Genomic DNA, 14,072 nt, shown 5'->3' with positions numbered 1-14,072 from the left:
CCGACCCGGCTGTCGCAATGAGAGGGGCTGCCAGGGTGGTGAGCAGCACCAGCAGCACGGGCAATTGGCTGCGCTTGCTGGGTGGCTTGCCAGCGGACGAGTGGTGAGGTTTTTTTTGAGGCATCGTTCGGGCCACGCATACGGTTGTCATCTAGGCCTGCTTTGCAGCAGGGTCAATGAGTAAACGAGCCGCGGTTGTATTTCCCTCAGTGGGTTTGCACATTTTCTGGGATTTTCTGCGCTGGCGTTTACCACGAGCTCATAGTTGAGCCTCGTTGGCGGTGAGCTGGACCGAGGTGGCGGGCAGGAGTTGCCACTTGCCCTCATCGAGCAGGCGTAGTGCTTCGGTGTGGTAGCGCAACAGGCTGGGACGGTGGCCGATACTGATGTAACTGAAGCCTTCGTCTTCCAGCATTTGGTAGAGCTTGGCTTCAGTGCTGGGGTCGAGGGCGCTGCTGGCCTCGTCGAGAAACACGTAGCGTGGGCGCAGTAACAAAATGCGCGCAAAGGCGATGCGTTGCTGTTCGCCGAGGGAAAGAACGCGGGCCCAGTCCTTGACTGTATCCAGGCTACCGTGTTTTTCCAGCAAACTGTCCAGGGCGACCTTATTCAATAGCGCCTGCAGCTCCTGGTCGCTGACCTGGGCGTCAAGATTGGGGTAAAGCAATTGGCTGCGCAGATCGCTCTTGAAGGTATAGGGCCGTTGCGGCAGGAACAGGCAGTCGCGCTCACCGTCGGGCAGCACGATGCGGCCTTCGCCGCGTCTCCAGAGCCCAGCCATGGCACGCAATAGCGAGCTTTTGCCGATGCCGGTGCGGCCGATTATGACCAGGCGCGCATCGATCTTCAGGTCCAGGTTGAGGTCGCGCACCAAGGCTTGTTCGCCACCAGGCGTCTGCAGACTGACGTGCTCCAGGCGGATCGTGTCGCCTGCCTGCAGGTCAATACGCTTTTCGCCCTCGCCGCTGGGGCTGTTGTGTTGCAGCGCGATAAATTTTTCATGGATCTCGGCCAGGCGAATGGCGCGTGGGACGGCCTGGCTGAGCAAGGGAATGAAGTTCATCAGCAGCGATAGGCTGGACAGCAACATGCCGGCCGAGAGGGTGGCTTGGCCGATGGTGCCGTAGTCGATATCGCCGGCGAAATACAGCGGCACGAGAATCACCAGGGGCAGGGCTGTCCAGATCAGGCTGGTGCCTTCGCCGATCATGCCCATGTAGAGGCTGTAGATGGCCAGGCGCATCTGTTTGGTGATGGCGTTGCGTAAACGCAGCAGCAGGTGTTGGCGTTCGACGGCTTCGCCCTGATAGAAGGCGATATTTTCCGCGTTATCACGCACATGGGTCAGGCCATAACGCAGGTCGGCTTCGGCCACGGTGATGTCGAAGTTCTGTTTGATGGTGGGCTTGTAGATGTACAGGGTGACCACCGTCTGGAAGACCGCAAAAATCAGCACGCTGATGAACATCACGGGGGAGATGCTCATCAGGATGAAGCCCTGCACGCTCATGTCGAGGATCGACCCGAAAAACTGATACGGCACCATCGCGGCGGTGCTGCACAGCGGGCCGACTTCCTCTTGAATGCGCTGGTCGGGGTTGTCGATTTTCTCGTCCAGAGTGATCTCGTAATAGGTGCGTTTCCCCAGGTAGTTGTCCATCAGGTAGCCGGTCAGCCATTTCCACCAATGCTGATCCAGATAGGCGCCGACGAATTGCTGCAGCAAGCCTGCCGCGAAGCGCATGAGGCCCAGCAGGGTCAGCCAGATGATCAGGCCCCAGTACAGTTCCGGCTTTTTGTCGACCAGGGCGTTGGTCACGTCGGCGCCGACCTGCGAGATATAGGCACCAGAAACACTGAACGCGCTCATCATCGCCAGCATGCCGGCCACGGTCAGCCAGGATTTCCAGGCATCCGCGCGGGTCCAGTAGGGTAGGCAGAGCTGGTAGACACGGCGAAAGAACAGCCCGTCGATGCGGTACTTGCGCGGGTCGTTCTGCAGTTCCGAAAGCAGGATGGCCATGAATATCTCCGATGTTCGGCAGGCTGTATAAGAAGGCGCCTGGGCGGCTCAGGCCAGTGCCGGGCTAGGTAACGCCCGCTCGCTCTGTTGCGTGACATGCCAATGACCTTCAGCGAGCAGCTGCAGGGTCTGACGATGGAAGGGCAGGATGCTTTCGCGGTGGCCGACACTGATAAAGGTGATGCCCAGCTCGCTCAGGCACTGATAAACCCGTTGTTCGCTTTGGATGTCGAGGGCGCTCGTGGCTTCGTCGAGGAACAGGTAGCGCGGTTGGCGCAGCACAATGCGCGCGAACGCCACCAGTTGTTGTTCGCCGAGGGATAAGGTGCGGCGCCAGTCCTTGATGCTATCGAGACCATCGTGTTGATCGATGAAGTCGGCCTGGCCCAGGCTGGCGAACGCTCGGTACAGGCGGTCATCGTCGACCTGGTCATCAATGCGCGGGTACAGCAGTTGTGAGCGCAGATCGGAGAGGATCATGTACGGGCGCTGGGGAATGAACATCAGGTGCTCGATCGACGGCATCTCGATCTGTCCATGGCCGCGCGTCCAGAGCCCTGCAAGGGCGCGTAGAAGAGAGCTTTTGCCGACCCCGGTTTGGCCAATGATGACGGTGTGCTGGCCCGGCTCGATGCCGATCGACAGGTCTTTGACCAGAAGCTGTTCGCCTTGTGGCGTGTAAATATCGACCTGGTTCAGGCGAATTGTCTGAGCCTCGCCCAGGCTGATCCGCGAGGTGCTGTCTTTCTTTGCGGCAGCGATCACCTCCTGGAGTTTTTCCTGTATCTCGGCCAGGCGTACGGTGGTGGGCACCACTTGCGTCAGCGTTGGGATAAAGGTGTTGATGGTGGATAAGCCGCTCAGCATCATGGCGGCGGCCGCAGTGGCCTGGTCGATGGTGCCAAATTGGAACTCGCCCTGAAAATACAGCGGCACGATGAAAATCAGCGGCAGCAAGTTGAAAATTTTCCCCATCACCTCCGTCACGCTGCTGATGCGCAGGTTGTAGAGGATGATCCTCATCTGTGCCGTTGCCAGATCGTTCAGGCGCGATTGCAGGGTACTGCGCTCGTTTTTTTCGCCCCGGTAGAAGGCAATGTTCTCCGCGTTATTGCGCAGGTGCATCAGGCTGGAGCGCAGCTCGGCGTTGGCCATGGTGCTGTTCCAGTATTGCTTGATCAGTGGGTGATACAGCCAGAGGGTGATCAGGGTATTGACCACGGAATAGATGATCACCGCCCAGAACATCGACATAGAGATGCTCATGAGAACACCGGCCTGCACCCCCAGCATGGTCAGTGAACTGAAGATGTATTGCGGAATGCCCATCATGGTCTGGCAGAACGGCGCCACTTCCTCCTGAATGCGCTGGTCCGGGTTGTCGAGCAGGTCGTTCTTCTGAATTTCGTAATAGGTGCGCTTGTCCAGGTAGTCGTCCATCAGTTTGGCGGTCATCCACTCGCGCCAATGCAGCAGCAGTTTGGTGCTGATCAGGCTGGTAGTCAGGGTTGCGCCTGAAATCAGCAGGCCCACGAAACTCATCCAGATCATCAGCCGCCAATAGACCTGATCCTTGTCCACCAGGGCATTGGTGGTGTCTGCCGTAAGCTGGGAGAGATAACCGCCGAGCACGGCGAAACCGCTCGCTGAGCCCAGCAGCAGCGCCAGTGCCAGCCAGGATTTCCAAGCGTCCTTGCGCGTCCAATAGGGCAGGCACAAGCGGTACAACCGGCGAAAGAACAGACCGTTTAATTTGGCGTTGCGCGGGTCGTTGTAGATGAGCGGTGCGGTAGGCATGAACACTGATCCGGACGAGGGAATGTTCAAAGAACGAGTGACAAGCGCTTTACCCGCACTGACAACCTGAAGTGTGGTGATTGGGTGAGGTACTCGTTCTCCCTGCATCCAGGCTCGCGCACCGCGAGCCGTCTTTGGCAGGTTGCTCATGAGTTTCTCGACCGATTCCGCTTCTTCGACTGCTTCCCCCCGGCCGGCGATTATTGATGAGCTGGCGCAATTGCCGGTGTTGGCCTATCAGCGTTTCGTGCTACCCAACGGCCTGGTGCTGATCGTGCACGAGCGTCCTGAGGTGCCGCAGGTCGCCGTGCATCTGTTCTATGGCGTGGGGGCCAAGGATGAGCCGCCTGGTCTGCATGGTTTTGCGCACCTGTTCGAGCACTTGATGTTTTCCGGCAGCGATAACCTGCCCGGCAATTACATTGCGCATTTGCAGGGTGCGGGTGCCAGCGAGCTGAATGCCGTCACCGATGCCGATCTCACCCACTACTTTCAGTGTGTATCGCAGGGCGCGCTGGATTTTGTCCTGTTTGCCGAATCCGACCGCATGGGCTGCTTCGCCAACAGCCTGAATCAGGCGGCTATGGATGTGCAGCGCGAGGTGGTCATCAACGAAATGCGCGAAGCCGAGCTGCAGCCCCTCGGCAAGGTGCCGGCGATGGTGTTGCGGGGGCTGTTTCCCGCTGACCATCCTTATGCACACAGCGTATTTGGCAGTGAGCGCGATCTGCGTCAGGCGACACTCGCCGATGCCAAGGCCTGGTTTGCGCGCTATTACCGCCCGAACAATGCGGTGATTTGCCTGGCGGGGGCGATCACCGCTGACGAAGCACTGGCGAAGGTGACGCACTGGTTCGGTGACATTGCTCCCGGCGAGCCATTGGAGCGAACCCTGGCATGTCCCGTACCTTGCGTGGGTGCACAACGCCGGGCTCAGCAGTTTTGGGGGGCTCCGGCATTGTTGCGGATGGCCTGGCCCCTGCCGCGCAACGGTCATCCAGTGACCTTGGGGATGCAGTTGCTAGCCGAACTCCTGACCGGTCACTGGCGTGCGCGGCTGAGTTGGCGCCTGGAACATGAGTTGCAGCTCGCGAGTCAGGTTTCCGCTTATGTCGAGACCGGGATGCTTGCCTGTTACTTCAATATTTCGGTAATGCTCTTGCCCGGCCAGACCCATGCTCACGTGGAACGGGTCGTGCGCGAAGTGCTGGCCGAACTAGCCGCCGAAGGACCGGGTTGGGAAGAGTTGGAGCTGTGCAAGCGCGGCCATTTGACCGGGGCGCTGCAGGCATCCGGGAGCAACCATACGGTGGCGCACATGCTGGGCTTCAGCGAGCTGTTGTATGGCTACCCCGGGGCTCACCGTGAGGTGCTGGAGCGCCTGCTGCGGCTTGAGGCAGCAGAGCTTAGAGCCATGTTGCGCGAATGGCTGGGAGACGATGGCTTGGTGCTGCAGGTGTCGCCGCCCGCACTGACGTGGGCGCCTGGCAGCGGCCCATTACGCACTACGCCGCCGACCATCGCCCTGTCGCCGCCGTTGCGTTTGCCGGCCATGCAGCAGCTGCGTCTGGGCAATGGGCTGGACGTCACCTTTGTACCGCGGGCGGGGCAAGCGCTGATGTCGGTCAGCCTGCTGCTGGCTGCGGCCCCCTTGCAGGAGCCGATGGCCCAGGCCGGGTTGGCGCAACTCACCTTCGGTCTGCTCGGGGGCGGGGCGGGTGAGCTGGACCCGGGGGCATTCAATGAGGCGTTGCGCGGTATAGGGGCGACTTTCGAGCTGGGCACAAGCGTTGAGCGGATGACCCTGCGCCTGCAGTTTTCGCGGGCGGTGCTGGAGCCGGGACTGGCCTTGCTGGCTGCGGCGATTCAGGCGCCTTGGCTGGATGAGCAGGCGTTCGAGGCACTGCGTCAGGAGAGCCTGGAGGCGAGCGTGCAACGCTCCGGGATTCTGGTGGTGATGCCCGCGCTGATTTTTCCAGCTGGGCATGGCTATGCCAAACCGCTGTTCCGGGAGGGAACCCTGGCATCACTGCAGCAACTGCGGGTGGCGGATGCCCAGGCTTTCCATCAGGCCTATTACCGCCCCGAGAATGCCCGCCTGCTCGTCGTTGGTGACATTGACCAGGACGCCCTGGAGCCGATGCTGCAGCGCCATTTTGGCGTCTGGCAGACCGGCGTTGCCGGTGTTGCCGATGCATACCCGCAAGCCGGCTGCGCGAGCATGGGGCAGGTGGCCCTGGCCGATTATCCGGGCATGCCACTGACGACCATCAGCGTGTTGTTCGATGTTCCGGCGCAGGGGCGGGACGCGGTGTTGACCGCGCTCTACAAATTGCTTGGTGAGAGTTTCGATTCGCGGATCAACCAGCGCCTGCGTGAGCATCGCCAGCTGACCTATGGCGTTAGTGGCTTGATGAGCGAACTACCCGGTTACCGTTTTATGGGCTTTGAGCTCACGGTGGCCGCTGGGAATGTCGGCGCAGCGGTCGCAGAGATCGTTACTGAACTGCGCAGCATGCTGGACACGCGGCCCTTCACGGCAGTCGAGCTTGAGGCGGCGCGCCGCAGCGAGTTGCTGCAACTGACCATGCTGGGTGATTCGCCAGCGTCGATGGCGGCGATTCTGGAGCATGCCCTGTACGTCGAACAGGGCGCCGACCATTGGCGTCAGGCGGCAGACAAGCTGCAGGCGCTAGAACTCAGTGAGCTCAATCACTGTGTCCGTGAATATATTCGGCTGGATAATAGTTTCTGGTATATCGCCGGCGATCTTGAGGGTTTTGAAAATGAGTTGAATAGCTTGCTGGGCTTGCCCATGCGCTATCTACCGAGTAATCAGATTGAATTATATGCGGCCACGCAAATTAATGGTTGAGTCATTGTGGTGAGGGAGGCACTCAGTCGTTTAATTCATAGGAACTCATATGGGGAGACGATGTAATGGCAGCCAAAAAAGAATGGCCTTTTATTTCATGCTTATTGGCGCTTGCTGTTGCGCAGGCTGCAAGCTTTAGCAGTCTGGCAACTGCGGAAGTTGCGCCGGCCAGTGTAAATGCCAAGCGTGTTGCGGATGAGGCGCGTGATTACACGATTACCTCTGGCAGTTTAGGCAGTGCGCTGCTGCAGTTCGGTCGGCAAAGTGGTTTGCAACTATTGGTTCCCGGGGAATTGGTGCTGGGGCTGTCCAGCAGTGGCCTGAAGGGCAGTTACACCAGTGATACGGCTTTGACGGCGCTGTTGCAGGGGACTCCCCTGAGCTTCCGCTTCGTTGGCACTGACACGGTGCAAGTCTTTGCGGCAGGGCCGAAGCCCGATTCTGCTGAGCGCGTATTGGGCCCGGTACGAGTCGAGGGGCTCAGTGGCGCTGCGGGTACGCAGTTCAGGGGTGGTGGAAATGGAAGCCGCGATGTGACCGCAACCGAGGGCTCGGGCAGCTTGAATGGGCCGCGGCTCAGTGTTGGTTCAAAGGGGCCGAGCAGCATCAAGGACACCCCGCAGTCGGTTAGCGTAATTACCGAGGAGCGGATGAAGCAGCAGAACATCAAGACCCTGGGCGAGGCCATGGAGCAGGCGACGGGTATTACCGTGTTGCAGGGTACGGGCTCCCTGGATCAGATGTTCTATTCGCGCGGTTATGAGATCAAGAATATCCAGATCGATGGCGGCTCACCGTTTATTGTGGGAGCGATCAGCTCGTATCGGCTAAGGCCCAACTTCGATATGTCGATGTATGACCATATGGAGCTGCTGCGTGGTTCCGATGGGCTGTTCAACGGCAACGGCGATGCCATCGGCGGCTCGGTCAACTTGGTGCGCAAGAAGCCGCTCGATCATGCCCAGACCGCAATCACCATGCAGGCGGGCTCCTGGGACAACTACCGGACCTCGTTCGATGTCTCCGGGCCATTGGGTTTCGATGGGCGGTTGCGTGGCCGGGGGGTGGTGACCTGGCAGGACCGAAAATATTTTTATGACATCGCCAACGATGACACCAAGCTGATCTATGGCACCTTGGAGGCCGATCTCACTGACAACACATTGTTCGAGCTCGGCGGCAGTTACTCGCGGATGCATGCCACGCCCTGGGAGGGCGGTCTATCGATGTACGGCAATGGCGACGACCCCGAGCTACCCCGCAGTACCGCCTGGACCTATCCCTGGACGCACTTAAATACCGAGACCAAGGAAGTGTTTGCCTCTCTCAGGCAACAGTTGGGCGATAACGCGGACTTAAGCATAAAGTTCACCCGTCTGGATCAGGACAACGACACATTGAGCGCCTTCCCCGATGGGAGCATTTCACGCGATGGCAGTGGCGTGTATCTGACTACTTACGCCAGTAAGACAAACAGCACCCAGGACTCATTGGATATCAACCTGAATGGCCATTTCGAGGTGTTTGGCCTGACCCAAAAAGTGTTGCTGGGTGGTAACTACCAGAAGATCAAGTCGTACTACACCGCACCCGGCAATGGCCGCACTAGCGATATCTACCCGAACGGCGCACCCATTGTCAGCGTTCTGCCGTTCGACTCCAGCGTGCCCAAACCGCCGATCCCTGCCGATCAGTATGACGATCTGCAATACAACGACTTGAAGCAGTGGGGGCTCTATGCTCGCGTTGAGATTACTCCGTGGGAGCCGCTGCACTTGATTACCGGTTGGCGTTTGAACCGCTACTTGGACCGCGCGACGCTAAATGCTTATGACTTTTCTGGCCCCGAGATGGTTATCACCAAAGAGGCCATTATCAGTTCAGCTCGCGAATTTGAACGGCCCTATTACGCCGCTGTTTTCGACCTCGCGCCCGAGTGGTCGTTGTACGCCAGTTATACCGATGTTTACACGCCGCAGTTGGGCAGCATTACCCTCAGTGGTGCCCCGGTTGCGCCACTGACCGGGACCAGCATTGAGGGCGGTTTGAAGTTTGCCAGTGCTGACGGCCTGCTGAATGCGTCATTGTCGGTATACCGCAACGAACGCATTGGCACAGCCGTACCGGTGTTATACATCGATGAGCAAACCGGGCAGTTGACCGATGCGACAATCGATCTCGGTGGAGGCCGCCAAGGTTACTTCACCAATGCAACTTCCCCGGATTTAAGTCGTGGTATTGACTTTGAAGTAACCGGGCAAATTACTCCTTATTGGCAGGCAAGTCTCGGTTACAGCTTTAATATGAACCAGCAAGCGGGTGTTACTGATCCGCTCCAGAGAGGCAAGCCGTTGCACACGCAGTCGCCCAAGCACAATTTGAAAGTTTGGAATAGTTTTAACCTGAGCGGCAATGAAATACTCGATCGCACGCAGCTTGGTATCGGCGTGAAGGCACAGTCTGCTACCTATGTGGCGGGTGGGGTTTTCGATGATAATTTTAACTACAGTGAATTTAACTTTGAGGGTAAGCCTTATGCGGTAGTCTCTGCCCGCGCCGCATACCAAATTGATGACAATTGGAATGTTGCATTGAATGTCGAAAATTTATTCGACAAAACCTACTACCAAACCGTAGGTCAGTTTTCTGGTGGTTTTTGGTATGGCGAACCACGTAACTTTATGTTGTCGCTAACCGGTAGCTTTGACTAACTAATTCCACTTGTTTTAATTATTTCTCAGTGATGGGAAACGGCGCTCTATTCTCCGAATTTGGATATCTAACGATGACTGCAATTATCAAGGCTTCAGAAAATACCTTACTGCCTGCCTTGGCCCCCAGCCAGGCCAAGGTTTATCAGCAACTGTTGGACCTGTTGGCGATTATGCCGGCTATCGTGCTGATGGGTTCCACCGGCAGTGGCAAGACCCTGGTTTTGCAGCACTTGGCCGATGCCATGGGCGGCACCTTGATCAGTGCTGAAACAGTCGTTGATGCCTGCCGCAGTGTGTCTGCGCAAAACTGGGACGAAGCGGTGCGCCTGCGCATCGAGCAAGCGCTTGAGCAATATCCAGTGGTGGTCATTGATGACTATCACTACATCGCCAGCGTGAGCGGCCGTTCGGATACCCGTGGTGGTTATTTCCCGATGTTGGCCATGCGCCAATTGATCGCCAAAGCTGGCCGCGATAACAAGCGCCTGGTGCTCGCCGGCTCACCGCCGCAGGCCTGGGAAAGCGTGGGCGATGTGTACGGCGATTTTATGGCGGCATTGAGCCTGCCGGCGTTTTCGCCTGCTGATTATCAGGCGATTGCGCGCAACCTGCTGGGCGAGGCGCGCGTGGCTGCGACCGACTTCCAACTGGTCTATCGCTACGCCGCGTTGCTCAACGGCCATCAACTGCGGACCCTGTTCAACCTGCATACGCTCGATAACCTGGAGCTGACCGGCGAGCAGTTGATCGATACCTTGAGCCGTTATGTGTTGAGCAGCAACACGCGGGTTTCGGAAGTTGAGGCGCTGACCTTCGACCGCCTGCCGGGCGCCGAGCATATCGTCGAGGCCCTGGAAACCCATATTGTGTTGCCGCTGGAAAATCGCCAGTTGGCAATGCAGTTGGGGCTTAAGCCCAAGCGTGGCGTCCTGCTTTACGGCCCGCCCGGCACTGGGAAAACCAGCATCGGCAGGGCCTTGGCCCACCGAATGAAAGGCAAGTTCTTTCTCATTGATGGCTCCTTTGTCAGTGAGCCTCCCGGCAATTTCTTCGGCAAGCTGCAAAGTGTGGTCAACGAGGCCAAGGAGAATGCGCCTTCGGTGTTGTTTATTGATGACGCCGACTTGCTGTTCAAAATCGACCATATCGCCGGCCTGGAGCGCTACCTGTTGACCTTGCTGGACGGCTTGGAAAGCGAATCGGCCAGTGGTGTGTGCGTGATGATGACGGCGATGAACGCCGCGCTGGTGCCCGAGGCCTTGCTGCGCTCCGGGCGTGTCGAACTATGGCTGCAGACCCATGTACCGGCTGCGCCGATACGGGCCCGCATCCTCGAGCGCTGGGTAGAGGGCTGCGGTTTGCCGACGAGCGCGCCGGTGATGTTCCAAGACCTCGCCGAAACCACAGAGGGCTTCACACCGGCGGACCTGCGGCGAGTCGTCAGCGATGCCAAGGCGCTGTATGCAATGGACATCGTCAAACAGCGCCGCGAACTCCAGGCAGGTACTTATCTGCAGAATGCGATTGACGAAGTTATCCGTCTGCGCGGCCTGATGGCCGATAGCTTGGGGGATGACAGCCTGCGTGTCGGCGGTACGGGCAGCTATCCGGTGACGGATGCTGGCGCCTGCGGCAGTGATGCCTGCGGTTGGTAATGTCACTTAACTCGCCTCTGCGTGAGGTGACGCTGTTTCCGCCAGGAGTGTTTGAATGATGGTTACGACGCAGGCCCAGGGCTTCGAGGAGGCGTTCAGCACGACCTTTGATACCTGTGTGCTAGACAATGGGCTGACGCTTATCGTGCATGAGAACCGGACATCCCCACAGGTTGCGCTCAACCTGTGGTATCGCGTCGGTTCCAAGGACGAGGGGCCGGGTCAGACCGGTTTTGCGCACTTGTTCGAGCATTTGATGTTTGGCGGTAGTCGCAACCTTCCCGGTTCCTTCCTCAATCACTTGATTGAGGCCGGCGCGACGGACCTCAATGGCACCACCAGTCACGACCGCACCAATTATTACGCGACCGTGCCCACTGCAGCCCTGGATTTTGTGTTGTTCGCCGAGTCCGATCGAATGGGATGCTTTATCGACACGGTGAGCCAGGCCACGTTGGACCTGCAGCGCAATGTCGTGCTCAACGAGAAGCGCCAGACCGAGAGCGTCCCCTACGGCGGCATTCATGAGCGGCAGTTGCGCGCCACCTATCCCCAGGGCCACCCTTATGCCCATACGGTGCTGGGCGCAGAGGAGGATCTGCTGAACGCGCGCCTGGAGGATGTGCATGCCTGGTTTCGGCGCTATTACACCCCGTCTAATGCAGTCCTGACTCTGGCGGGCGACATTGATATGGCCACCGCAAAAGCCAAGGTCGAGCTGTACTTCGGCTGGATTGCATCCGGGCCACCCTTGAGTCGTCCTGCCATCCAGGTGCCGCCCATCGTGCCCGGTACGCGAGAGGTGCTGGAGGATCGTGTGGCGCATGGCTGTGTGCGACTGATCTGGAACATCCCGCCCTATGGCAATGCCCATCACACGCGCTTGGGCCTGCTGGCTGACCTGCTGGCCAACGGCTTGTCCAGTCGTTTGCACCAGCGTCTGGTTGTGCAGCGCCCCCTGGCTGTGGAGACGAGTGCAGATATTTCCAGCGGTATGCTGGCCAGTCAGTTCATCGTTACTGCCATCGCCCGACCAGAGGTTTCCCTGGCTGATCTCGAGCAGGCAATACAAGATGAAATAGGTTTGCTGGTCACCCAGGGTATCGCGGTCGATGATCTGCAGCGGGTCAAGATGGCCCAATGGGCGGGGTTCCTCAACCAGCATGAAACCATGGCTGCCATCGCCGAATTGTTCAGCTCGAGTCAGGTGTTGTTGGGGCGCCCGGATGGTTTCCATCAGGTACTGGCGCAGCGGGGCAGTGCTACTGCCGAATCGATTCGAGCCACTGCGCTGCAGTGGTTGAATGAGCAGTGCTACACCCTTTGGGTCGTGCCGTTCACATGTAATGTCGCTGAACGCCAGGGCATGGCGTTACGCCCGGTACCGGCGATCAGGCGGGATGCGTGGTCTGCGCCTTCGCTCGAAGTGCACAGAAAGCGGCTGAACAATGGCTTGCAGGTACTGTTGAACCCCCGCGCGGGACTGCCGGTGGTGAATCTGCTGTTGCGTGTAGATGCGGGAGCGGCAGTCGAACCGGCAGCGCGCGCCGGGCTGGCACGTCTGACCCGGCGGCTGATGCTGGAAGGCGGCGCGGGCGCGCGTGACGGCGAGGCGCTCACTGCAGCCTTCCAGCAGATCGGGGCGAGTATTTCCTTGGGTGGCAACCAGGATTGTAGCTGGATCAGGTTGCGCACATTACGCAGCAACCTTGCCGAGGCGGTCGATCTGTTGGGCGACCTGCTGCTGCATCCGCGACTCCCTGAGGCCGTTTTTGAACGCATCCGTGCCAGCATGCTCGATGAACTGGCCCAGGAAGCGACCTCCGCGCCGGCCCTGGTGCAACGCCTGGCACCTGGGCTGCTTTATCCCGAAGGGCATCCCTATGCCCGGCCAGCGTTCAACCAATGTACCCAGGCCAGCCTGCAAGCTGTGAGGGTTGCCGAGGTGCAGGATTTTTATCAACGTTACATCGGTCCCGAGCGGACCAGCCTGGTGGTGACCGGGGATGTCTCGCTGGCCGAGGTGCTGGACTGTATCCAACCTCGATTTGCGCAGTGGCATCCTTGTCGATCACCACAACGGCCTATCCCGTGCGAGTTCAGTCCACGCCCAGGGCTGTTCGTCGTGGACCGGCCTGGCGCGGTGCAAGCGACGCTGTTCGCCGGTTCTCTGATTCAAATAGCACTTGCCGAATTCGCCCCCTTCGCAGTGCTCAACGAAATCCTCGGCAACGGTTTCGGTTCGCGCTTAAACATGCGCTTGCGTGAGGAAAACGCCTGGACCTATGGGGTAGGCAGCCTGCTTAGTGACGGTATCGGTCCCAAACTCTGGGGGGTGCAAGCCACAGTGGATGATGCGCGAACGAGCGATGCGATGCTGGAGATCCGGCAGATCTATCGGGATGTTCTAGCGCAGCGTCCGTTCACCGCGCAGGAGGTCGAAAAGAGTCGAGAGAGTATGCTGCTCGGTTTGGCAGGGATGACCGATTGCCTGGACCGGCTTAGTGGCAGCATTGAACACCTCTTGAAGTACCGTTTGCCGGATGACTACTGGCAGGGTTACTGCCAGCAACTGGCCGACCTGCATGTCGACGAGGTGCAGCACCTGGCTCGGCAGATCGTGCAGCCTGAGCAGTTGACCTGGATCGTGGTGGGCGATTTGCAACGCATCGGCGCGGCGCTGAACGCGCTTGACTGGGGGCCTATGGGGCGGATTACCGATCTTGGTGAAAGCCTCTATCCGTCCCATTATTGAGCCGTGTGTTTGGTCGATAGTGCTAGGGTCTGTTGCCGTTTCGTTCGCGGCAACGCGGCTTGCGACGAAACGGGAGTAGACCCCTAGTGTCACTGCACATAGTTGGTCGCTATCTGTAGGCGCGAAGGGGGCGCCTAGCTTTTATTCGCGATAATCCTTGAACGCCGCCCGGCCCCTCCCGCGCGCCCTGGCATTGACCGACGTTTGATTTGTGTCACGACACCAGGGCACCGCGGCGAGCTGTCTTATGTTC

6 protein-coding genes are annotated in these 14,072 nt (G+C 58.9%); 4 read left to right on the top strand and 2 right to left on the bottom strand.

Features of this window, described 5'->3' with window-relative positions; genetic code table 11:
• Positions 1 to 259: 259 nt before the first annotated feature.
• A complete protein-coding gene (locus BMW49_RS08975; protein WP_069518283.1) occupies positions 260 to 2,023 on the bottom strand; it encodes an ABC transporter ATP-binding protein/permease in 1,764 nt (587 codons plus the stop codon).
• A 48-nt stretch (positions 2,024 to 2,071) separates the two neighbouring features.
• A complete protein-coding gene (locus BMW49_RS08970; protein WP_069518281.1) occupies positions 2,072 to 3,820 on the bottom strand; it encodes an ABC transporter ATP-binding protein/permease in 1,749 nt (582 codons plus the stop codon).
• A gap of 148 nt (positions 3,821 to 3,968) precedes the next feature.
• On the opposite strand from BMW49_RS08970, the gene BMW49_RS08965 reads away from it, so the two are divergent.
• From BMW49_RS08965 to BMW49_RS08950, 4 genes are all read left to right on the top strand, one after another.
• Complete coding sequence (locus BMW49_RS08965; RefSeq protein WP_069518278.1) at positions 3,969 to 6,695, top strand: M16 family metallopeptidase; 2,727 nt, start codon at positions 3,969 to 3,971, stop codon at positions 6,693 to 6,695.
• Between the two features lie 65 nt (positions 6,696 to 6,760).
• On the top strand, positions 6,761 to 9,406 hold the full coding sequence (locus BMW49_RS08960; protein ID WP_069518275.1) for a TonB-dependent siderophore receptor: 2,646 nt from the start codon (positions 6,761 to 6,763) through the stop codon (positions 9,404 to 9,406).
• A gap of 74 nt (positions 9,407 to 9,480) precedes the next feature.
• On the top strand, positions 9,481 to 11,064 hold the full coding sequence (locus tag BMW49_RS08955; protein WP_069518273.1) for an AAA family ATPase: 1,584 nt from the start codon (positions 9,481 to 9,483) through the stop codon (positions 11,062 to 11,064).
• Positions 11,065 to 11,119: 55 nt separating this feature from the next.
• Positions 11,120 to 13,819 (top strand): M16 family metallopeptidase, encoded by a 2,700-nt coding sequence (locus BMW49_RS08950; protein WP_083251710.1) that lies wholly within the window; start codon positions 11,120 to 11,122, stop codon positions 13,817 to 13,819.
• The last annotated feature ends 253 nt before the right edge of the window (positions 13,820 to 14,072 follow it).

Source organism: Pseudomonas cuatrocienegasensis, from assembly GCF_900110925.1.
Lineage (GTDB): Bacteria > Pseudomonadota > Gammaproteobacteria > Pseudomonadales > Pseudomonadaceae > Aquipseudomonas > Aquipseudomonas cuatrocienegasensis.
The sequence above is the reverse complement of the archived record's forward strand: the minus strand, read 5'-3'. Positions and strand labels throughout refer to the sequence as shown.

What these genes read in the sequence shown, in the direction of transcription:
- BMW49_RS08970 (WP_069518281.1), bottom strand. Translation starts at nt 3,820, where the DNA reads ATGCCTACCGCACCGCTCATCTACAACGACCCGCGCAACGCCAAATTA.
- BMW49_RS08975 (WP_069518283.1), bottom strand. Translation starts at nt 2,023, where the DNA reads ATGGCCATCCTGCTTTCGGAACTGCAGAACGACCCGCGCAAGTACCGC.
- BMW49_RS08965 (WP_069518278.1), top strand. Translation starts at nt 3,969, where the DNA reads ATGAGTTTCTCGACCGATTCCGCTTCTTCGACTGCTTCCCCCCGGCCG.
- BMW49_RS08950 (WP_083251710.1), top strand. Translation starts at nt 11,120, where the DNA reads ATGATGGTTACGACGCAGGCCCAGGGCTTCGAGGAGGCGTTCAGCACG.
- BMW49_RS08960 (WP_069518275.1), top strand. Translation starts at nt 6,761, where the DNA reads ATGGCAGCCAAAAAAGAATGGCCTTTTATTTCATGCTTATTGGCGCTT.
- BMW49_RS08955 (WP_069518273.1), top strand. Translation starts at nt 9,481, where the DNA reads ATGACTGCAATTATCAAGGCTTCAGAAAATACCTTACTGCCTGCCTTG.